Origin of the sequence: Streptomyces sp. NPDC060002 (assembly GCF_042737245.1) — a bacterium.
GTDB lineage: Bacteria > Actinomycetota > Actinomycetes > Streptomycetales > Streptomycetaceae > Streptomyces.
Genome location: NZ_JBHWUW010000015.1, coordinates 59,913 through 79,119, shown reverse-complemented (window position 1 = coordinate 79,119; position 19,207 = coordinate 59,913). Strand labels below are relative to the sequence as shown.

19 protein-coding genes, 1 pseudogene and 1 riboswitch are annotated in these 19,207 nt (G+C 72.6%); of the genes and pseudogenes, 10 read left to right on the top strand and 10 right to left on the bottom strand.

Going from position 1 to position 19,207, the window contains the following annotated elements:
• Positions 1 to 15: 15 nt before the first annotated feature.
• From ACFWBD_RS16365 to ACFWBD_RS16355, 3 genes are read right to left on the bottom strand one after another with little or no spacing between them, the layout of a single operon-like run.
• A complete protein-coding gene (locus ACFWBD_RS16365) occupies positions 16 to 849 on the bottom strand; it encodes an ABC transporter ATP-binding protein (protein ID WP_385667251.1) in 834 nt (277 codons plus the stop codon).
• On the bottom strand, positions 846 to 1,898 hold the full coding sequence (locus ACFWBD_RS16360; protein ID WP_385667250.1) for a FecCD family ABC transporter permease: 1,053 nt from the start codon (positions 1,896 to 1,898) through the stop codon (positions 846 to 848). The genes ACFWBD_RS16365 and ACFWBD_RS16360 overlap by 4 nt, the downstream gene beginning before the upstream one ends.
• Positions 1,895 to 2,968 (bottom strand): ABC transporter substrate-binding protein, encoded by a 1,074-nt coding sequence (locus tag ACFWBD_RS16355; RefSeq protein ID WP_385667249.1) that lies wholly within the window; start codon positions 2,966 to 2,968, stop codon positions 1,895 to 1,897. The genes ACFWBD_RS16360 and ACFWBD_RS16355 overlap by 4 nt, the downstream gene beginning before the upstream one ends.
• 88 nt (positions 2,969 to 3,056) lie before the next feature.
• A riboswitch (cobalamin riboswitch) is annotated at positions 3,057 to 3,182 on the bottom strand.
• A 159-nt stretch (positions 3,183 to 3,341) separates the two neighbouring features.
• Between ACFWBD_RS16355 and ACFWBD_RS16350 the strand changes: the two genes are divergently transcribed.
• Together ACFWBD_RS16350 and ACFWBD_RS16345 are read left to right on the top strand one after the other, a co-directional pair.
• Positions 3,342 to 4,256: a HipA family kinase gene (locus ACFWBD_RS16350; protein WP_385667248.1), complete on the top strand. Its 915-nt coding sequence runs from the start codon at positions 3,342 to 3,344 to the stop codon at positions 4,254 to 4,256.
• Positions 4,253 to 4,540, top strand: a complete 288-nt coding sequence (locus tag ACFWBD_RS16345) for a SelT/SelW/SelH family protein (RefSeq protein WP_385667247.1) — start codon at positions 4,253 to 4,255, stop codon at positions 4,538 to 4,540. Before ACFWBD_RS16350 ends, ACFWBD_RS16345 begins: the two co-directional genes overlap by 4 nt.
• 22 nt (positions 4,541 to 4,562) lie before the next feature.
• Here the strand turns inward: ACFWBD_RS16345 and aceB are convergent, their stop codons facing one another.
• Both aceB and ACFWBD_RS16335 read right to left on the bottom strand, forming a co-directional pair.
• Positions 4,563 to 6,197 carry a malate synthase A gene (aceB, locus tag ACFWBD_RS16340; protein WP_385667246.1) on the bottom strand — a complete coding sequence of 545 codons (1,635 nt, stop codon included), beginning with the start codon at positions 6,195 to 6,197 and terminating at the stop codon, positions 4,563 to 4,565.
• A gap of 184 nt (positions 6,198 to 6,381) precedes the next feature.
• A complete protein-coding gene (locus ACFWBD_RS16335; RefSeq protein ID WP_385667245.1) occupies positions 6,382 to 6,993 on the bottom strand; it encodes an NTP transferase domain-containing protein in 612 nt (203 codons plus the stop codon).
• Between the two features lie 190 nt (positions 6,994 to 7,183).
• On the opposite strand from ACFWBD_RS16335, the gene ACFWBD_RS16330 reads away from it, so the two are divergent.
• A complete protein-coding gene (locus ACFWBD_RS16330) occupies positions 7,184 to 7,498 on the top strand; it encodes a DUF5955 family protein (protein WP_385667244.1) in 315 nt (104 codons plus the stop codon).
• Between the two features lie 66 nt (positions 7,499 to 7,564).
• On the opposite strand, the gene ACFWBD_RS16325 is transcribed toward ACFWBD_RS16330, so the two are convergent.
• Positions 7,565 to 8,362: an IclR family transcriptional regulator gene (locus tag ACFWBD_RS16325; RefSeq protein ID WP_385667243.1), complete on the bottom strand. Its 798-nt coding sequence runs from the start codon at positions 8,360 to 8,362 to the stop codon at positions 7,565 to 7,567.
• 267 nt (positions 8,363 to 8,629) lie between these two features.
• Between ACFWBD_RS16325 and allB the strand changes: the two genes are divergently transcribed.
• The gene (gene allB, locus ACFWBD_RS16320; RefSeq protein ID WP_385667242.1) at positions 8,630 to 9,967 is read left to right on the top strand and encodes an allantoinase AllB; all 1,338 of its coding nucleotides are present in this window, start codon (positions 8,630 to 8,632) and stop codon (positions 9,965 to 9,967) included.
• A 73-nt stretch (positions 9,968 to 10,040) separates the two neighbouring features.
• A complete protein-coding gene (alc, locus tag ACFWBD_RS16315; RefSeq protein WP_385667241.1) occupies positions 10,041 to 11,156 on the top strand; it encodes an allantoicase in 1,116 nt (371 codons plus the stop codon).
• 176 nt (positions 11,157 to 11,332) lie between these two features.
• Here alc and ACFWBD_RS16310 read toward each other — a convergent pair whose 3' ends face one another.
• The gene (locus tag ACFWBD_RS16310) at positions 11,333 to 12,079 is read right to left on the bottom strand and encodes an SDR family oxidoreductase (protein WP_385667240.1); all 747 of its coding nucleotides are present in this window, start codon (positions 12,077 to 12,079) and stop codon (positions 11,333 to 11,335) included.
• A gap of 126 nt (positions 12,080 to 12,205) precedes the next feature.
• On the opposite strand from ACFWBD_RS16310, the gene ACFWBD_RS16305 reads away from it, so the two are divergent.
• Positions 12,206 to 13,027 (top strand): AIM24 family protein, encoded by an 822-nt coding sequence (locus ACFWBD_RS16305; protein ID WP_385667239.1) that lies wholly within the window; start codon positions 12,206 to 12,208, stop codon positions 13,025 to 13,027.
• A gap of 102 nt (positions 13,028 to 13,129) precedes the next feature.
• On the opposite strand, the gene ACFWBD_RS16300 is transcribed toward ACFWBD_RS16305, so the two are convergent.
• Entirely contained in the window at positions 13,130 to 13,516 is a 387-nt protein-coding gene (locus tag ACFWBD_RS16300) for a ribonuclease domain-containing protein (RefSeq protein WP_385667238.1), read from the bottom strand.
• 110 nt (positions 13,517 to 13,626) lie between these two features.
• The gene (locus ACFWBD_RS16295; RefSeq protein ID WP_385667237.1) at positions 13,627 to 13,827 is read right to left on the bottom strand and encodes a hypothetical protein; all 201 of its coding nucleotides are present in this window, start codon (positions 13,825 to 13,827) and stop codon (positions 13,627 to 13,629) included.
• A 153-nt stretch (positions 13,828 to 13,980) separates the two neighbouring features.
• Here ACFWBD_RS16295 and ACFWBD_RS16290 point away from each other — a divergent pair.
• A pseudogene (locus ACFWBD_RS16290) lies at positions 13,981 to 14,802 on the top strand (cytochrome P450); the annotation flags it as partial.
• A 63-nt stretch (positions 14,803 to 14,865) separates the two neighbouring features.
• On the opposite strand, the gene ACFWBD_RS16285 reads toward ACFWBD_RS16290, so the two are convergent.
• The gene (locus tag ACFWBD_RS16285) at positions 14,866 to 15,882 is read right to left on the bottom strand and encodes a Gfo/Idh/MocA family oxidoreductase (RefSeq protein WP_385667236.1); all 1,017 of its coding nucleotides are present in this window, start codon (positions 15,880 to 15,882) and stop codon (positions 14,866 to 14,868) included.
• Between the two features lie 128 nt (positions 15,883 to 16,010).
• On the opposite strand from ACFWBD_RS16285, the gene ACFWBD_RS16280 reads away from it, so the two are divergent.
• The 3 genes from ACFWBD_RS16280 (at position 16,011) to ACFWBD_RS16270 (ending at position 19,113) form a co-directional block, all read left to right on the top strand.
• Positions 16,011 to 16,748 carry a GntR family transcriptional regulator gene (locus ACFWBD_RS16280; protein ID WP_385667301.1) on the top strand — a complete coding sequence of 246 codons (738 nt, stop codon included), beginning with the start codon at positions 16,011 to 16,013 and terminating at the stop codon, positions 16,746 to 16,748.
• Between the two features lie 553 nt (positions 16,749 to 17,301).
• Positions 17,302 to 18,450, top strand: a complete 1,149-nt coding sequence (locus ACFWBD_RS16275) for an ROK family glucokinase (protein ID WP_385667235.1) — start codon at positions 17,302 to 17,304, stop codon at positions 18,448 to 18,450.
• A gap of 69 nt (positions 18,451 to 18,519) precedes the next feature.
• Positions 18,520 to 19,113: a sugar kinase gene (locus ACFWBD_RS16270; protein ID WP_385667234.1), complete on the top strand. Its 594-nt coding sequence runs from the start codon at positions 18,520 to 18,522 to the stop codon at positions 19,111 to 19,113.
• The last annotated feature ends 94 nt before the right edge of the window (positions 19,114 to 19,207 follow it).

Genomic DNA, 19,207 nt, shown 5'->3' with positions numbered 1-19,207 from the left:
GGCGCGGACACCGCGTCAGAGGCTCGGCACGGCGCCCAGGAAGCGTATGTGCGGGCGGTCGTCGGGGCCGTCGGCGGTGACGGTGGCCCGGACGCCGTAGACGTCGGCTATGAGGGCCTCGGTGAGGACGTCGTGCGGGCCGCCGCAGGCCACCACGCGCCCCTCCTTGAGGACGACGAGCCGGTCGCAGTACATCGCGGCCAGGTTGAGGTCGTGCAGCGCGACGACGCTGGTGATCCGGAGTTCGGTGATCAGGGTCAGCAGGGCGAGCTGGTGCTGGATGTCGAGGTGGTTGGTGGGTTCGTCCAGGAGGAGTTCGCGGGGTTCCTGGGCGAGGGCGCGGGCGATCTGCACGCGCTGGCGTTCGCCGCCGGAGAGGGAGTGCCAGGGCCGGTGGGCCTTGTCGGCGAGGCCGGTGCGGGCCAGCGCGGAGCGGACGGCGCCCTCGTCGGCGGCGGAGGCGGGGGCCCAGCCGCGGCGGTGCGGGACGCGGCCGAGGCGTACGACGTCGTGGACGCTCAACGCGAGCTGGGTGTCGGCCTGTTGCTCCACGACGGCGATGCGCCGGGCGACGGTGCGGCGGCCCACCCGGGGCAGCGGGCGGTCGTCGAGGGTGACGACACCGGAGTCCGGGGCGAGCACGCCGGCGAGCAGGCGCAACAGGGTGGACTTGCCGGAGCCGTTCGGGCCGAGCAGGCCGGTGACGGCGCCGGGGCGGGGCGTCAGGCTGACCCCGTCGAGGATCAGGGTGCCGCCGGCGGCCCGGGTGACCCGGTCGGCGCGCAGCCCCTCGGAGCCGGTCGCCGCTGAGCCGGTCGCCGCCGGGCCGGTCGTCTCGGAGCCGGTCATCGGGTGCCCTTCGCGCGGTACAGGACGGCGACGAAGGCGGGGACGCCGATGAGGGAGGTCACCACGCCCACCGGCACCTCCTGCGGGTCGAGCACGGTGCGGGCGAGGGTGTCGACCCAGACCAGGAACACCGCGCCGGTCAGGGCCGTGGCGGGCAGCAGCCGGGTGTGGCCGGGGCCGGTGAGGGCGCGTGCGGCGTGCGGAAGCACCAGCCCGACGAAGCCGATCGCCCCGGCCGAACTCACCAGGGCGGCGGTGAGCAGCGCGGTGGTGCACAGCAGCACCAGCCGGGTGCGGGCCACCGAGACGCCGAGGGAGAGGGCCGCGTCCTGCCCGAAGGCGAACGCGTCCAGGGTCCTGGCGTGGCCGAGGCAGACCACCAGCGCCGCGACCAGCGCGGCCGCGCCGACGGTCACGTCCGTCCAGTCGGCGCCGCTGAGCGAGCCGAGCAGCCAGAACAGGATTCCGCGGGTGGTCTCCGCGTCGGCGGCCGTCATCACGACGAAGGAGGTGAGCGCGGAGAACAGCTGCATGGCGGCGACCCCGGCGAGGACCACCCGGTCCGTGGTGCCGCCGAGAGTGTGGCTGAGCAGCAGCACCAGCGCGAAGGAGACCAGCGCGCCGAGGAACGCGCCACCGGAGACCGACAGGAGGCCGCCGCCCGCGCCGAGTACGACGACCAGCACCGCGCCGGTCGAGGCGCCGGAGGAGACCCCGAGGACGAAGGGATCGGCGAGCGGGTTGCGCAGCAGGGACTGCATCACTGCCCCGCACACCGCGAGGCCGGCGCCGCACACCGCGGCGAGCAGGGTGCGCGGCAGCCGCAGGTTCCACACGATGCCGTCCCGCAGCGGCGTCAACTCCGCCCGGCCCCAGCCGAGATGGGCCGCGACCGCGGACCACACGTCACTGACCGCGATGTCCGCGGGGCCGATGGTGATGGCCACGGCGACCGAGGCGCACAGCAGCGCGAGACCGGACGCCCACAGCAGCGCGCGGCGCAGACCGCCCGCTGCCGCAGCCAGGGACGCCGACGGCGCGCCGGTCATTTCGCGAGGCCTTGACCGCGCAGTGCCGCCGCCACCTTCTCGATGCCCTCGACGGTCCTGACGGTCGGGTTCATCGCCTGTCCGGACAGCAGCACGTACCGCTTCTTCTTCACCGCGGTCATGTTCCTGGTGACCGGGTTCGACTCCAGGAACTCGATCTTCTTCGCGGCGGTCTCGGCCGTCTGCTGCCTACGCGTCAGGTCGCCGATGACGAGGAGGTCGGGGTCGCGGTCGGCGACGGTCTCCCAGTTGACCTGGGGCCACTCCTCCTCGGTGTCGTCGAAGGCGTTCTTCGCGCCGAGCGCGTTCGTGACGATGCCCGGAGCGCCGCAGCAGCCCGCGAGGTACGGGGACCGGGAGTTGGCGAACCAGTACATGAGGGTCACGCCCCGGGCGTCGAGGCCGGCGGTGGCCTCGGTCACCCGGGCCTTCAGCCCGGCCACGAGCCGCTCGCCGCGCTCCCGGACGCCGAAGACCTCCGCCAGGTCGCGGACTTCGCCGTAGACCGCGTCCATGGTCAGCGGCTCGGTGCGGACGCCGTCGCCGTCGCCGCTGTTGTCCTTGCCGACGCAGTCGGCGGGGGAGAGGTAGGTGGGCACGCCGAGCTTCTCGAACTGTTCGCGCGGGGCGACCCCGCCCTTGCCGAGGGTGGAGGCGAAGGAGGCGGCGACGAAGTCGGGTTCGGTGTCCAGGACCTTCTCGAAGGAGGGGGCGTTGTCGGCGAGGCGCTTCACCTTCGCGTTCGCCTTCGCCAGCCCCTCGGCCACCGGGTCGGTCCAGGTGGCGGTGCCCACCATGCGGTCGGCCAGCCCGAGGGAGAGCATGATCTCGGTCGTGCCCTGGTTGAGGGAGACGGCCCGCCGCGGAGGGCCGTCGACACCGACCTGCTGCCCGCAGTTGTCGAGTCGGACCGGATAGCCGGCGGCTCCGCCCTCCCCCGCAGAACCTGGGGAACCCGCCGAACCTGAGGAATCCGCCGAACCGGAGGAGCCGCAGCCGGCCAGCAACAGGGCGCCGGCGAGGAAGAGAACGGCAGGACGGGCAGGACGGACGGCACGTGCGAACGGCACAGGGCTTCCTTCGGCGTCGAGGGCTCAAGCGCGAAGCCCGGTCGTACGGTGCTCCCCCCGGCCGTCCGACGGCAGCGGGGTCGCCAGCAGGTCTTCGGACTCGGGGTCACCCGGACGAGGCGCCTTCCCGGACCGCGTACGCCGTCCAGTGGCCGTTGCCCCGCCCGTCGCCCTCACCGCTGCGCGTCAGCTCCGGATTCGCACCGGATTCCCTGACCCGTACACACACGCGTGCGCACATGGGTTCGACTGGCTTTGGCAAGCTACCACACGCCGCCGAGGCCGCCGGCGGGCCGTTTCGGGACGGTGGCTCGGGCCTCTCGCCGGCTGTCACGCTGGTTACTATGCTTCTCCAGGCCAGAGGGAGAGAGTCATGTTGACCGAGGTCACAGCGACCCGCTACCTCGCTCCTCTGCGGGCGGGCGGTTCCGTGCCCGCCGTCGTCGAGGCCGACGACCTGGGCACCTACGTCGTGAAGTTCACGGGCTCCGCGCAGGGCCGCAAGGCGCTCGTCGCCGAGGTGATCGTCGGCGAGCTGGCGCGCGCCCTGGGGCTGCGCTTCCCCGAGCTGGTCCTGGTGCGCTTCGACCCGGCGATCGCCGAGCACGAACCGCACCAGGAGGTACGGGACCTGCACGCCGCGAGCGCGGGGCTCAACCTGGGGATGGACTTCCTGCCGGGTGCGGAGGACTTCACGCCGGAGGTCGCGGCGGCCTTCCCGGTGGAGCCGCTGGAGGCCGGGAGGATCGTCTGGCTGGACGCCCTGACCGTGAACGTCGACCGTACGGTCCACAGCTCCAACCTGATGGTCTGGCCGACGTTCGGCACCGTCCCGCCCCGGCTGTGGCTCATCGACCACGGCGCCGCCCTCGTCTTCCACCACCGCTGGGACGGAGCCGACCCCGAGAAGCGCTACGACTTCCGCCACCACGCCCTCGGCCGCTGCGCCCCGGACACCCGGGCGGCCGACGCCGAGCTGGCGCCCAGGGTGACCGAGGAGCTGCTGCGCCGGATCGTGGCGGAGGTACCGGACGCCTGGCTGACCGACGAGGCGGGGTTCACGGCCCCGGACGCGGCCCGGGAGGCGTATGTGCGGTACCTCCACGCGCGCGCGGGGGCCTCCGCGGCCTGGCTGCCCACCGACTTCCCCGGCCCGCAGGAGCTCGCCGCCGACGAGGCCCGGCGCGCGGCGAGGACGCGGCAAGGACGGCCCGACTGGCTGAAGCAGGTCCCCGACCTGCACGGCAAGCCGGCCGCGGAACAGGATTGGTCGGTGCACCTCGGATGAGCGAACTGAGCGACGCGGGCGGGCGGGTCGAGATCGAGTACTGCACCCAGTGCCGTTGGCTGCCGCGCGCGGCCTGGCTGGCGCAGGAGCTGCTCACGACCTTCGAGGCCGAGCTGACGGAGCTCGCCCTGAAGCCCGGAAAGGGCGGGGTCTTCGTCGTCCGGGTGAACGACGAGGTGGTCTGGGACCGCCGCGAACAGGGCTTCCCCGAGCCGACCGCGGTCAAGAAGCTCGTACGCGACCGAGTGGCCCCGGGGAAGTCCCTGGGCCACTCGGAGAGGTGAGCGTTCCGGTCGGTGCCGGTGCTCAGCCCCTGAGCTGCTCGTACGCCGGCAGGGTGAGGAAGTCCGCGTAGTCGTCGTCGAGGGAGACCGTCAGCAGCAGGTCGTGCGCCTGCTGCCAGTGGCCGGCCGTGAAGGCCTCCTCGCCGATCTCCGCGCGGATCGCGGCCAGTTCCCCGGCGGCGATCTCGCGGGCCAGCCCGGGCGTGGCCTTCACCGTGGTCCCTTCGCGCTCGAACTCCACCCCCGCGTTGATCCACTGCCAGATCTGCGAGCGGGAGATCTCGGCGGTGGCCGCGTCCTCCATCAGGTTGAAGATGGCGACCGCGCCCAGGCCGCGCAGCCAGGCCTCGATGTAACGGATGCCGACCTGCACGGCGTTGACCAGGCCCGGGTACGTCGGCCTGGCCTCCAGCGAGTCGACGGCGATCAGGTCGGCCGCCTTGACGTCGACGTCCTCGCGCAGCCGGTCCTTCTGGTTCGGCCGGTCGCCGAGCACGGCGTCGAAGGAGGCCAGGGCGATCGGCACCAGGTCCGGGTGGGCCACCCACGACCCGTCGAAACCGTCGTTCGCCTCGCGGTCCTTGTCCGCCTTGACCTTCTCGAAGGCGACCCTGTTGACCTCCTCGTCGCGGCGGGACGGGATGAAGGCCGCCATACCGCCGATGGCGTGCGCGCCGCGCTTGTGGCAGGTGCGGACGAGGAGTTCGGTGTACGCCCGCATGAACGGGGCGGTCATCGTGACCGCGTTGCGGTCCGGGAGGACGAACTTGGGGCCGCCGTCACGGAAGTTCTTGATGAGGGAGAACAGGTAGTCCCAGCGGCCGGCGTTCAACCCGGATGCGTGGTCGCGGAGTTCGTACAGGATCTCGTCCATCTCGTACGCGGCCGTGATCGTCTCGATGAGCACGGTGGCGCGGACGCTGCCCTGCGGGATGCCGACGTGGTCCTGCGCGAAGACGAACACCTCGTTCCAGAGGCGGGCCTCCAGGTGCGACTCCGTCTTCGGGAGGTAGAAGTAGGGGCCCTTGCCGAGGTCGAGGAGACGCTGGGCGTTGTGGAAGAAGTAGAGGCCGAAGTCGACGAGGGCGCCGGGGACCTGACGGCCGTCCGCGTCGACGAGGTGACGCTCGTCCAGATGCCAGCCACGCGGCCGCATGACGACCGTGGCGAGCTCGTCCGCGTCCTTGAGTGCGTACGACCTGCCCGACCCCGGATCCGTGAAGTCGATGCTCCGGGTGTAGGCGTCGGCCAGGTTGATCTGACCGAGGACGACGTTCTCCCAGGTCGGCGCCGAGGCGTCCTCGAAGTCCGCGAGCCAGACCCGGGCGCCCGAGTTGAGGGCGTTGATGGTCATCTTGCGGTCGGTCGGGCCGGTGATCTCGACCCGGCGGTCGTCCAGGGCCGCGGGGGAGGGGGCCACCCGCCAGGAGTCGTCGGCGCGGATCGCGGCGGTCTCCGGGAGGAAGTCCAGGGTGGAGGTGCGGGCGATCTCGGCGCGGCGCTCCGCGCGCCGGGCGAGGAGCTCGTCACGGCGCGGGGTGAACCGCCGGTGCAGTTCGGCCACGAAGGCGAGCGCCGCCTCGGTGAGGACCTCCTCCTGCCGCGGCAGGGGCTCGGCGTCGACGATGGCCAGCGGGGACGGCGCTGGTGCGGACATGAGCGGTCACTTCCTTCAGCGGTGGCACCGGGTGCCAGTCGAACCGGGTACGGCGGGCGAGGGCCCCGGGCGGGCCGGGCCCTTCTGAACAGTGGATACTAGTTTCCTCATTGTGGAACTTCAATGATTTGTTGATGTCGAGACTCTCTGCGTCGAGGCAAGGCGGCGCTCGGTGCCAGGCCGCTCACTCGAGGTGTGCGAGATCCTGCGGGGTGTCGATGTCGAAGGGGCGGGCCACGTCCGCGCACTCGACGAGCGTGATCGCCTCCTCGTGCTCCTTCAGATAGGCGCGTGCCCCCCGGTCGCCGGTGGCGGTCGCCGCGATGCCGGCCCAGTGGCGTGCCCCGAACAGGACGGGATGGCCGCGCACCCCGTCGTAGGCGGCGCAGACGAGCGAGGACTCGTCCTCGTAGGCGGCCAGCACCCGGGCCACGGCCGGCGGCCCGATGCCGGGCTGATCGACGAGGAGGACCAGCGCGGCCCGCGCCCCCGTCCCGGCGAGCGAGCCGAGCCCGGCCCCCAGCGACGTGCCCATGCCCTGCTCCCACTGCGGGTTCGGCACGATCACGCACCCCTCCAGCCGTGCCCGCTCCCGTACGGCGTCGGCGGCGGCCCCGAGCACCACGTGCACCCGCGCGCAGCCCGCCGTACGCAGCACCCGCACCGCGTGTTCGACGAGCGGCCGCCCCCGGTGTTCGAGCAGCGCCTTGGGGCGCCCGCCGAGCCGGCGGCCCCCGCCCGCCGCGAGGAGCAGGCCGGTCACCTGGTCCGCGACCCGGTCTTCGCTTTGCGTCATGCGTCCTGCATACCTGACGTGGCGTCGACCGCGCGGTTTCAGGGGGCTGAATTTCGGTCCGCACAGTGGCGCGCGCCGCGTCGGGTGGCGTTTACTGACCCGCGCGTCCTGCGGTGCCCGGGCGGTACCGCGGGGCTGCGGGGCGGGTGAGCGCGCACGCGCGCTCAGTGGAGCGCGCGGGGGGAGAGCTGTGTTGCGAAGCTTGAGGCAGAGGGCAGTGACCGGCGGCTACGAGGATCCGAGGGTGGCGGAACTACGGACCGCGGTGTCCCGGCTGCGCCGCGAACTCGCCACGTATCCGGCCGAGTTCCCGGACCGGGCGATAGCCGAGGACGAACTCGCCGCGCTCGCCGCGATGGTGACCCACGGTGTCCCCGAAGTCTCCCGGTTACGCCGTTCCTTGCTGCTGATCGCGGGCGCGATCGGCTCGGTGAGCGCACTGGCCCGGGGCCTGTCGGAGGTACGTCACGCCGTGGAGCTGTTCGGGCAGACGCCGCGCCGCTGAGCGGTCGCGGGCGCTGTCGGACGCGTCACGGCGAGAGCCCGCCCCGGACCTCGCAGGGCAATACACCTAGACCGCGGGACCGGAAGTCGTCAGCGCCTGCGACAGTTCCACCGCCACCTGCCGCAGCACCGGCACGATCTTCTCCGTGGCCGACTCCGTGACGCGGCCCGCCGGGCCGGAGATGGAGATGGCCGCGGGGGTGGGGGAGTCCGGCACCGGCACCGCCAGGCAGCGCACGCCGATCTCCTGCTCGTTGTCGTCGACCGCGTATCCGGCCTGGCGCACGTCCGCGAGGGCCGCGAGGAAACCGTCCGGGGTGGTGATCGTCCTGTCCGTGGCGGCGGGCATGCCGGTGCGGGCGAGCAGGGCGCGCACCTCGTCGTCCGGGAAGCCCGCGAGCAGCGCCTTGCCGACGCCCGTGGAATGCGGCAGGACGCGGCGGCCGACCTCGGTGAACATCCGCATCGAGTGCTTGGACGGCACCTGCGCCACGTACACGATCTCGTCGCCGTCGAGCAGCGCCATGTTCGCCGTCTCGCCGGTCTCCTCGACCAGGCGGGCCAGGCAGGGGCGGGCCCAGGTGCCCAGCAGCCGGGCGGCGGACTCGCCGAGCCGGATCAGCCGAGGGCCCAGCGCGTAGCGCCGGTTGGGCTGCTGACGGACGTAGCCGCAGACCACCAGGGTGCGCATCAGGCGGTGAATGGTCGGCAGGGGCAGCCCGCTGCTCACGGACAGCTCGCTCAGGCCGACCTCGCCGCCCGCGTCCGCCATCCGCTCGAGGAGATCGAAGGCGCGCTCGAGGGACTGGACCCCGCCGCTGGCTGACTTGGCGGAGTCGGTGGTGCTGGCGCTGGACGTCGGCACGGCGCGTTCCTTTCGAAACTGGCGGAAGGGCTGAAGCCTACCCGGCGGTCGGTTGACTCCCCGCTTGCGCATCGTTAGATTCTGCCGGCCGGAACAGTAATTTCATTATGCGGAAACGTCCAGAGTGCCGGGGGTGGGTGCACCCTGGGGGAGTGGACTCTTGACGGCGTGGGGGCGGGAGGGAAGACTCCTTCAACAGAACGTTGAATTCCGTTACGTGGAAGTTTCTTCGGCGTGACCGGAGGAGAACGGAAGAGAGGGGTCCGGGTGTCCGACGCCGAACTGGTGCTGCGCTCGACGCGCGTCATCACTCCCGAAGGGTCACGGCCCGCCGCGGTCGCGGTCGCCGCCGGCAGGATCACGGCGGTACTGCCGTACGACGCCCCCGTCCCCGAGGGCGCCCGGCTCGAGGACTTCGGCGACGACGTCCTGCTGCCCGGCCTGGTCGACACCCATGTGCACGTCAACGATCCCGGCCGCACCCACTGGGAGGGCTTCTGGACCGCCACGCGCGCGGCGGCGGCCGGCGGCATCACCACCCTCGTCGACATGCCCCTCAACTCCCTCCCGCCGACCACGACGGTCGACCACCTCCGGGTCAAGCGGGAGGTCGCCGCCGACAAGGCGCACGTCGACATCGGCTTCTGGGGCGGCGCCCTGCCCGACAACGTCAAGGACCTGCGCCCCCTGCACGAGTCCGGCGTCTTCGGCTTCAAGGCGTTCCTCTCCCCCTCGGGCGTGGACGAGTTCCCGCACCTCGACCAGGACCGGCTCGCCCGCTCCCTCGCCGAGATCGCCGGATTCGACGGCCTGCTGATCGTGCACGCCGAGGACCCGCACCACCTCGACGCCGCCCCGCAGCAGGGCGGCCCCCGGTACGCCGACTTCCTGGCCAGCCGCCCCCGCGACGCCGAGGACACCGCCATCGCGCATCTCGTCGCGCAGGCGAAGCGCCTGCACGCGCGCGTGCACGTGCTGCACCTCTCCTCCAGCGACGCGCTGCCGCTGATCGCCGCCGCCAAGGCGGAGGGCGTCCGCATCACGGCCGAGACCTGCCCGCACTATCTGACCCTGACCGCCGAGGAAGTCCCCGACGGCGCCAGCGAGTTCAAGTGCTGCCCGCCCATCCGCGAGTCCGCCAACCAGGACCTGCTCTGGCAGGCCCTGGCGGACGGCACGATCGACTGTGTGGTCACCGACCACTCCCCGTCCACGGCCGACCTCAAGACCGACGACTTCGCGACGGCCTGGGGCGGCATCTCGGGCCTGCAGCTGAGCCTGGCGGCCGTGTGGACGCAGGCCCGCCGGCGGGGCCACGGCATCGAGGACGTCGTCCGGTGGATGTCCGCCCGCACGGCGGCCCTCGTGGGCCTCTCCGGCAAAGGCGCGATCGAAGCGGGCCGCGACGCCGACTTCGCCGTCCTCGCCCCCGACGAGACCTTCACCGTCGACCCGGCGGCACTCCAGCACCGCAACCGCGTCACGGCGTACGCCGGGAAGACCCTGTACGGCGTCGTGAGATCCACCTGGCTGCGCGGCGAACGCATCGTCTCGGACGGCGAGTTCACCGAACCGAAGGGCCGGCTCCTCACCCGCACCCCCTGAGCCGGAGGGGCGCCCGGCCCGCACTCCGGCTCCACCCGCACCGGCCGACTCCCGAAAGGCAGACCTGATCACCGTGACGGCGACAGAGAGCTTCACCGGCGACGCGAACCCCTACGGCGGCGGTGACCCGTACGCGGACTACCGCACCGCCGACTTCCCCTTCACCCGGTACGCCGACCTCGCCGGCCGGCAGCTCGGAGCCGGGGTCGTCGCCGCCAACGACGAGTTCTTCGCCCAGCGCGAGAACCTGCTGGTGCCCGGACCGGCCGTGTTCGACCCGGAGCACTTCGGGCACAAGGGCAAGGTCATGGACGGCTGGGAGAGCCGCCGCCGCCGGGGCGCCGGCGCCGACCACCCCTGGCCGACCGCCGAGGACCACGACTGGGCGCTCGTCCGCCTCGGCGCGCCCGGGGTGATCCGGGGCATCGTCGTCGACACGGCGCACTTCCGCGGCAACTACCCGCAGGCGGTGTCGGTCGAGGGCGCCTCGGTGCCGGGCTCGCCGTCCCCAGAGGAGCTCCTCGGCGACCATGTCAAGTGGACGACGCTGGTCCCGCGCACGCCCGTCGGCGGCCACGCGGCCAACGGCTTCTCCGTGTCGGTGGAGCAGCGTTTCACCCACGTGCGGGTCAACCAGCACCCCGACGGCGGCATCGCCCGGCTGCGCGTGCACGGGGAGGTCGTGCCCGATCCCGAGTGGCTGACGGTGCTCGGCACCTTCGACGTCGTCGCCCTGGAGAACGGCGGCCGCGCCGAGGACGCCTCCGACCTCTTCTACTCGCCGGCGAGCAACACCATCCAGCCGGGCCGCTCCCGCAAGATGGACGACGGCTGGGAGACCCGCCGCCGCCGCGACCGGGGCAACGACTGGATCCGCTACCGCCTGGCGGCCCAGGCCCGGATCCGCGCGCTGGAGATCGACACGGCTTATCTGAAGGGCAACAGCGCCGGCTGGGCCTCGGTGTCGGTCAAGGACGGCGAGAGCGGCGAGTGGACGGAGATCCTCCCGCGAACCCGCCTCCAGCCCGACACCAACCACCGCTTCGTCCTGCCGGCTCCGGCGGTCGGCACGCACGCGCGCGTGGACATCTATCCCGACGGCGGCATCTCCCGCCTGCGCCTGTTCGGCTCCCTCACGGAAGCGGGCACGGCGGCGCTGACGGCCCGCCACCAGGAGCTCGGCGGCTGAGCCGACCGCCACCCCCGTGAACACCCCGGACGGCAGGGGGCGTTCACGGGGCGGTGACGCGATGCGGGCCGCCCCGCCCTCCGCGAGAGCCTCGCCCGACCGGGATCCGGACCGGGATCCGGACCGGGATCGGGACCGGGACCGGGATCGGGACCGGGATCGGGCGAGGCCGGTCTCTATGCCGCGTGCCCGCCGTCCACGGCGAACTCGGCGCCCGTGACGTACGAAGCCACCGCCAGGTGCGCGACCGTCGCGGCCACCTCCTGCGCCGTGCCGAAGCGGCCCAGCGCGGTCATCGTCGCCTGACCCGCCGCGTACGGGCCGTCCGCCGGGTTCATGTCCGTGTCGATCGGGCCGGGGTGGACGAGGTTCGCGGTGATCCCGCGCGGGCCCAGCTCCCGGGCGAGGGCCTTGGTCAGACCGACCAGGGCCGACTTGCTCATCGCGTACAGGGTCCCGCCGGGGCCGGGCACCCGCTGGGTCATACAGGTGCCGATCGTGATGATCCGGCCGCCGTCCGTCATCCGCCCGGCGGCGGCCTGCGAGGCCAGGAACACCCCGCGCACGTTCACGGCGAGCACCCGGTCGACGTCCAAGAGGCCGAGCCCCTCCAGCGGCCCGAGGACACCGACACCCGCGTTGTTCACCAGCACGTCGAGGCCGCCCAGCGCCCGGGCCGTACGGTCCACCGCCCCGGCCGCCTCCCCGGGGTCCGCCGCGTCCGCGCGCAGGGCCACCGCGCGCCGTCCCAGCGCCTCCACGGCCGCCACGACGTCCTCGGCCGCCTCCTTGTCGTTCACGTAGGTCACCGCCACGTCCGCGCCTTCGCCTGCGAGCCGCAGGGCGGTGGCCGCTCCGATGCCGCGGCTGCCGCCGGTCACGAGGGCCACCTTGCCGTCCAGCGTCTTCTCGGTCGTTGTCATGGGTCCATCCCAGCGGCCGGCGCCCCGTCCTGCTGGCGGCGAACGGACGTCGAGGTCCTGCCCCGCACCGGGTACGCCGTCCGAGAAGAGCGGAACTCTTTCCTCCGCTTCCCGCGTTCTCCTTCTGTGACCCTTCAGCAAGAGATCGTCGGCAGCGCGATGCAGATGGCGGTCGTCAGCCTGCAGCCCGGCCGGACCGTGTACTGCGAGGCGGGAAAGTTCCTCTTCAAGACGACGAACGTGACCATGGAGACCCGGCTGGGCGGCCCCTCAGGCGGCAGCGGCGGGCAACCGCAGGGCGGTCCGTCCGGCGGCGGCATGGGCGGCATGCTGCGCCAGGCCATGGGCACGGCCATGCAGGCCGGCCAGCGCGCGCTCGCGGGCGAGTCGCCGGCGTTCCAGTACTTCACCGCCCAGGGCGGCGAGGGCACGGTCGGCTTCGCGGGCGTGCTCCCCGGCGAGATGCGCGCCCTGGAGCTGGACGGCACGCGCGCGTGGTTCGCCGAGAAGGACGCGTTCGTGGCCGCCGAGTCCACCGTCGACTTCGGCATCGCCTTCCAGGGCGGCCGCACCGGCATGAAGGGCGGCGAGGGTTTCGTCCTGGAGAAGTTCACCGGCCGCGGCACGGTGATCATCGCGGGGGCCGGCAACTTCATCGACCTCGACCCGGCCGACTTCGGGGGCCGCGTCGAGGTCGACACCGGCTGCGTGGTCGCCTTCGAGGAGGGCATCCGGTACGGCGTCCAGCGCGTCGGCGGTCTCAACCGCCAGGGGGTCATGAACGCGGTGTTCGGCGGCGAGGGCCTGTCCCTGGCCACCCTGGAGGGCAGCGGCCGCGTCATCCTCCAGTCCCTCACGATCGAGAGTCTCGCCAACGCCCTGAGGAAGGCCCAGGGCGGCGACAAGCAGGGGCCGACAGGCGGACTGTTCTCGACGAACGAGGGTTGAACCGATGAGGTGCGCGTGCCGGACGTGCCTCGCCCCGCGGCCTTCAGACGTGGGGGGTCCGCGGGGCGAGGGTCTGTGGATCGGACGAGCGGGCGGTGTCGGTCAGCAGCCGTAGTTGATCAGGTTGAAGGTGACGTAGTGGTCCGCGGTGTAGTAGTCCTCGGCGGACTTCTTCCCGGTCACGACGCGGCGCGCGCCGCGCGTCGAGGAGCCCGGGGTCTTCACCGTGTACTCGTGGTAGTAGCCGGTGGTCTGGCTGGGCAGGACGCCTTCCCGGTTCTGGAAGACGGCGCCGTCCTGCGAGTACGGGAACGGCCCGCCCGCATCGATCAGTTCGAGCGTGTCGTACGCCTGGGAGGGCAGCTTCGTGTAGCAGACGCTGCCGACGGCCGCGTGGGCCGTGGTGGCGGAGACGGCGCCGCCGACGAGGAGGGCGGACAGGACGGCCGCCGAGGTGACAGTACGAGTGATCCGTGGGGGGAATCTCATGGCCTCATGATGACGCGCGTAGACAGTGTCATGTCAATGACAAGGCGCGGGAATTTGCCTTCGGGTCCGAGAAGTTTTCACGGTGTTAACCGGCGTCCGGACTCCCGCGCTCAGCCCGGCCTCCGGCTCTCCGCGGCGGCGAACAGGACGAACGCCGGCACGATCAGCGCGGTGCTCGCGTACACCTCGTAGCCGTCGAGGAGGCCGAGGCGCTGGACGAGGCCCACGCGCCGGCGGGTGAACTCGTGCAGCAGGCCCAGGACACCCTGCCCCAGGGCGGTGAAACCGGGTACTCCCAGCAGCTCCTTCATGCTCGGGACTCTCGCCCCGCGGAACCCCCGCCGGCCATCGGCCGCCGGGCGGGACCCGTACGACGGAAGACTGCCGATCGGCGGCCCGGCCGCGCCGAAAGTGGACGCCGCCGTGACTTGGGTCGGCCGTTCCCGGCCTTCGGTAGGGGATTCCTGCTCGACGCGATGCTGCCGCACGGCCGCGCCGACCTCGTCGAGTCGCTCGCCCACCCCCTGCCCCTGACGGTCATCTGCGAGCTCCTCGGCGTCCCCGAAGCGGACCGCCCGGCGTTCCGCAGGCTGTCGGGCGAGGCCGTCGCGCCCACCAGCTCGGAGACCGAGTACGACGCGTTCGTACGGCTCGGCACGTACCTGACCGAGCTGATCGAGGACAAGCGGTGTGCCGGGCCGAGCGGTGACCTGCTGGACGACCTGATCCGCACCACCGCGCAGGACGGCGACCGGCTCTCGGCGGGCGAGCTGCGCGGCATGGCGTTCATCCTCCTCATCGCCGGACACGAGACCACCGTCAACCTGATCACCAACGCCGTCCACGCCCTGCTCACCCACCCGGATCAGCTGGCCGCCCTGCGCGCCGACATGAGTCTCCTCGACGGCACCGTCGAGGAGGCCCTGCGCTACGAGGGGCCGGTGGAGAACGCCACGTACCGGTTCGCCGCCGAACCGCTGGAGATCGCCGGCACGTCCGTCGCCCAGGGCGAGGCGGTGATGATCAGCCTGACCGCGGCAGGCCGCGACCCGGGACGCTATCCGGCCCCCGACGGCTTCGACGTCCGCCGCGACAGCCGGGGCCACCTGGCCTTCGGTCACGGCATCCACTACTGCCTGGGCGCCCCGCTGGCCCGTCTGGAGGCACGCACGGCGTTACGGTCCCTGCTCGACCGCGCCCCCGCCCTGGCACTCGACGGCCCGCCCGGCGACTGGCTCCCCGGCCCGCTGATGCGCGGGATGCGCAGCCTCCCGGTGCGCTGGTAGGACGGCGGCCGACCCATTCCGTGTGCCGACCGGGCCCCGGCGTCTCCGGGGCCGCATCCTGCCTCACCCCGTCCCGGAAGTCACCGGGATCTCCGCGAGCCACACCGCCCTGCGGTCTCGCCGGGACACCTCGCAGGCCTCGGCGATCCGCAGGGCCTCGAGCGCCTCGCGGCCGCCGCAGGGGTTGGCCCGCTCGCCCCGCACCACGTCCACGAAGGCGTTCAGCTCCGCCGTGTACGCGGGTTCGAACCGCTCCAGGAACCCCGTCCACGGTTTGTCCGCGGCCGGGGGGCCGGTGGGTTCGGTGGACGCGATCGGGGTGCGGTCGTCCAGGCCGACGACGATCTGGTCGAGCTCCCCGGCCAGCTCCATGCGGACGTCGTAGCCCGCCCCGTTCAGCCGGGTCGCCGTCGCCGTGGCGAGGGTGCCGTCGTCGAGGGTGAGGACCGCCGCCGCCGTGTCCACGTCCCCCGCCTCGCGGAACATCGCGGGTCCGGCGTCGGAGCCGGCGGCGTACACCTCCGTCACCTCGCGGCCGGTCACCCAGCGCAGACAGTCGAAGTCGTGCAGGAGCGCGTCCCGGTAGATGCCGCCGGACACCGGCAGCCACGCGGCCGGCGGCGCCGACTGGTCGGACGTCAGCGCCCGTACGGTGTGCAGCCGGCCGAGCCGCCCCGAGCGCACCGCCTCCCGGGCCCCTGTGTACCCCGCGTCGAAGCGGCGCTGGAAGCCCATGTGAAGGATCGTTCCGGCGGTCTCGACCTCGGCGATCGCCTGTAAGGTCCCCGCCAGATCGAGGGCGATCGGCTTCTCGCAGAAGACCGGGAGCCCGGAGCGCGCTGCCCGACCGATCAGTTCGGCGTGGGCCGAGGTGGCCGTCGTGATCACCACGGCGTCCACGCCCCAGCGGAAGATCTCGTCCACCCCTGGGGCGGCCGTCTCGCCCAGCCGGTGCGCGAGCTCCTGGGCCCGCGCAGGGTCCGCGTCCGTCAGGATCAGGGATCCGACCTCGCGGTGACGGCTGAGTGTGTTCGCATGAATGGTGCCTATGCGGCCCGTCCCGATGACCCCGATGCGCATGAGACAAAGGTGCGTTCCAGGCCGGGCGCTGTCAATGCGTATGTCCTGACAACCGAACTACACGACTTCCCGTCAACCGGTCGCGGAGCTACGCTCGGGCCGTGCCGAAACCAGAAGTGGACCCGACCGTGCAGCTAGAACTACGTGTGGACCGAAGTTCTCCGGTGCCGTTGTACTTCCAGCTCGCCCAGCAGCTGGAGGCCGCTATCGAGCACGGCTCGCTCACCCCCGGCAGCCTGCTGGGCAACGAGATCGAGCTCGCCGCGCGGCTCGGCCTGTCCCGGCCGACCGTCCGCCAGGCGATCCAGTCACTCGTCGACAAGGGCCTCCTGGTCCGCCGCAGGGGGGTCGGCACCCAGGTCGTGCACAGCCAGGTCAAGCGCCCGCTGGAGCTCAGCAGCCTCTACGACGACCTGGAGGCCGCCGGCCAGCGTCCGGCGACGACGGTGCTGGTCAACACCATGGTCCCGGCGTCCGCCGAAGTCGCCGCCGCGCTCGCGGTGGCCGAGGGCAGCGACGTGCACCGGGTGGAGCGGCTGCGCCTGGCGCACGGGGAGCCGATGGCCTACCTGTGCAACCACCTGCCGTCCGGCCTGCTCGGCCTGGACACCGGGCAGCTCCAGGCCACCGGCCTGTACCGGCTGATGCGGGCCGCCGGGATCACCCTGCACAGCGCCCGCCAGTCCATCGGCGCCCGCGCCGCCACCACCGCCGAGGCCGAGCGGCTCGCCGAGGAGGAAGGTGCCCCGCTGCTGACGATGCAGCGCACGACCTTCGACGACACCGGCCGGGCGGTGGAGTTCGGCGACCACATCTACCGGCCGACCCGCTACTCCTTCGAGTTCCAGCTGCTCGTACGCCCCTGAATCCCACCGGCGCGCGATCGGCCCACCTTGGTCGCATTGTCCAGACAATGTGACCGGATATCGGGACAAGGTGACGGATGGGCGGTCCCCGGCCCGGCTGTGCGTGTTTTTCTGTGCCCGGTCATGGGCCGTTCGTGTCCGGTGCGAGGTCATCGGATGCGGGCGTTCGACGGAACACGGCAAGAAGGGCACGGCCTCACGGCAGGGCGCGGCAGGGCAGGGCGGGCAACACGGCACGGCACGGCTCCGGACCTGGGCGGGGTTTCCTGCGCGCCGGCAGCCTCGGCACGGTCCTTCTCCGCGACCGCGATCGGCACGGTCCTCTCCGCGACCGCGATCACCCCGGGGGAGCTGACGCGCCGGATGGCGGGTGGCAGCGGCCCGGACGACCTCCGCCACCAGCTGCGGCGGGCCTGGGGAGCGCGGGCCCGCGCCGACGCGCGGCCGTACCGGGGGCGACCGGCCGCGACGAGCCCGCGCCCGGCACAGACCGTCCGCCCCCGCCGCCGCCCCGCTCGGCACCCGGGGGGAGGGTGAGGCAGAATCGGCGGCGATGAGCACCTACGGCAACTTCACGGCCCCCATCGGCTCCCGCCGCGCCCCCGTACTCCGCACCGTGGGCACGAGGGAGCGCCGATCGCACCTCACCGCACCCCGAGTGCCGACGGTCGGCATCGACATCGGTGGCACCAAGGTGATGGCGGGGGTCGTCGACGCCGACGGCAACATCCTGGAGAAGGTCCGCACGGAGACTCCGGACAAGTCCAAGAGCCCGAAGGTCGTGGAGGACACGATCGTCGAGCTGGTCCTGGACCTGTCCGACCGCCACGACGTGCACGCCGTCGGCGTCGGCGCGGCGGGGTGGGTCGACGCGGACCGCAACCGCGTCCTGTTCGCCCCCCACCTGTCGTGGCGCAACGAGCCGCTGCGCGACCGCCTCTCCGGCCGTCTCGCGGTTCCCGTCCTGGTGGACAACGACGCCAACACCGCCGCCTGGGCGGAGTGGCGCTTCGGCGCGGGCCGCGGCGAGGACCACCTGGTCATGATCACCCTCGGTACCGGGATCGGCGGCGCGATCCTGGAGGACGGGCAGGTCAAGCGAGGCAAGTACGGCGTCGCCGGTGAGTTCGGCCATATGCAGGTCGTGCCCGGCGGCCACCGCTGCCCGTGCGGCAACCGCGGCTGCTGGGAGCAGTACAGCTCGGGCAACGCGCTGGTCAGGGAGGCCCGCGAACTGGCCGCCGCCGACTCGCCGGTGGCGTACGGCATCATCGAGCACGTCAAGGGCAACATCGCCGACATCACCGGCCCGATGATCACCGAGCTGGCCCGCGAGGGCGACGCCATGTGCATCGAGCTGCTCCAGGACATCGGCCAGTGGCTCGGCGTCGGCATCGCCAACCTGGCGGCCGCCCTCGACCCGTCCTGCTTCGTGATCGGCGGCGGCGTCTCGGCCGCCGACGACCTGCTGATCAGCCCCGCACGGGACGCCTTCAAGCGCCAGCTCACCGGCCGCGGCTACCGCCCCGAGGCCCGGATCGTCCGCGCCCAGCTGGGCCCCGACGCCGGTATGGTCGGCGCGGCCGACCTGGCCCGCCTGGTCGCCCGCCGCTTCCGGCGCGCCAAGCGCCGCCGCGTGGAGCGCTACGAGCGCTTCGAACGGTTCACCGAGGCGGCCCGCCGTACCCAGGACACGGCGTGACCGCCGTACCGCCCCGCCCCCAGGACACCGCATGACCGCCGCACGACCCCGCACGACCCGGGACACCGCATGACAGCATCGCTGCCCCGCCAGGCCGCGCCCCCCGACGAGCCGCACCGCCCGCCGGAGGACCGCCGGCACGTGATCCGCCGCAGGGCCCTCACCCTGCTGATCATCGTGCTGCTCATCGGTGTCCCGGCCGGCTACCTGGTGATCTCCGCCAACCAGAGCCGCGACAGCGGCAAGGACAAGGAGGCCAAGTACTCGGCGACCGGCCTGACCGAGGGCTGGCCGTCGAAGGTCCAGCGCCGCCTGTACCAGGTACCGATCCCGCACCCCTCGAACCAGGTCGCCTACTACGAGACGAACAACTGGAAGACCAGCCGTCTGTACGCGCAGTTCCAGACGACGCAGACCGGACTCGACCAGTTCCTCGCCGGCATCGGCGTCGCCAGGGCCGACCTGAAGAAGGGCGAGATCACCATCAGCGCCCGCGACCAGGAGGTCACGGGCTGGAAGTTCGACGGCCCCGGCTCGCGCCCCGGCGACGACTTCGGCATCGTCCACGAACAGAAGAAGCCCATGCCGACGCTGGATGTCGTGGTGAACACCGGCAACGCGATCTACCCCTTCGTCTACGTGGTCTCCCGCACGGTCCCCTGACCGGCCCCGACGAGGCCCCGCCCGGACCGGAACGCGGTGACGGGGCCGGCCGCCGGGACCGATTGTCAGACCCCGCCCGTAGAGTCGAAGACGA

Excerpts from the sequence above, each read along its gene's own strand:
- ACFWBD_RS16365 (WP_385667251.1), bottom strand. The coding sequence starts at position 849 with ATGACCGGCTCCGAGACGACCGGCCCGGCGGCGACCGGCTCAGCGGCG.
- ACFWBD_RS16360 (WP_385667250.1), bottom strand. The coding sequence starts at position 1,898 with ATGACCGGCGCGCCGTCGGCGTCCCTGGCTGCGGCAGCGGGCGGTCTG.
- ACFWBD_RS16350 (WP_385667248.1), top strand. The coding sequence starts at position 3,342 with ATGTTGACCGAGGTCACAGCGACCCGCTACCTCGCTCCTCTGCGGGCG.
- ACFWBD_RS16345 (WP_385667247.1), top strand. The coding sequence starts at position 4,253 with ATGAGCGAACTGAGCGACGCGGGCGGGCGGGTCGAGATCGAGTACTGC.
- aceB (WP_385667246.1), bottom strand. The coding sequence starts at position 6,197 with ATGTCCGCACCAGCGCCGTCCCCGCTGGCCATCGTCGACGCCGAGCCC.
- ACFWBD_RS16335 (WP_385667245.1), bottom strand. The coding sequence starts at position 6,993 with ATGACGCAAAGCGAAGACCGGGTCGCGGACCAGGTGACCGGCCTGCTC.
- ACFWBD_RS16310 (WP_385667240.1), bottom strand. The coding sequence starts at position 12,079 with ATGACAACGACCGAGAAGACGCTGGACGGCAAGGTGGCCCTCGTGACC.
- ACFWBD_RS16300 (WP_385667238.1), bottom strand. The coding sequence starts at position 13,516 with ATGAGATTCCCCCCACGGATCACTCGTACTGTCACCTCGGCGGCCGTC.
- ACFWBD_RS16295 (WP_385667237.1), bottom strand. The coding sequence starts at position 13,827 with ATGAAGGAGCTGCTGGGAGTACCCGGTTTCACCGCCCTGGGGCAGGGT.
- ACFWBD_RS16285 (WP_385667236.1), bottom strand. The coding sequence starts at position 15,882 with ATGCGCATCGGGGTCATCGGGACGGGCCGCATAGGCACCATTCATGCG.
- ACFWBD_RS16275 (WP_385667235.1), top strand. The coding sequence starts at position 17,302 with ATGAGCACCTACGGCAACTTCACGGCCCCCATCGGCTCCCGCCGCGCC.
- ACFWBD_RS16270 (WP_385667234.1), top strand. The coding sequence starts at position 18,520 with ATGACAGCATCGCTGCCCCGCCAGGCCGCGCCCCCCGACGAGCCGCAC.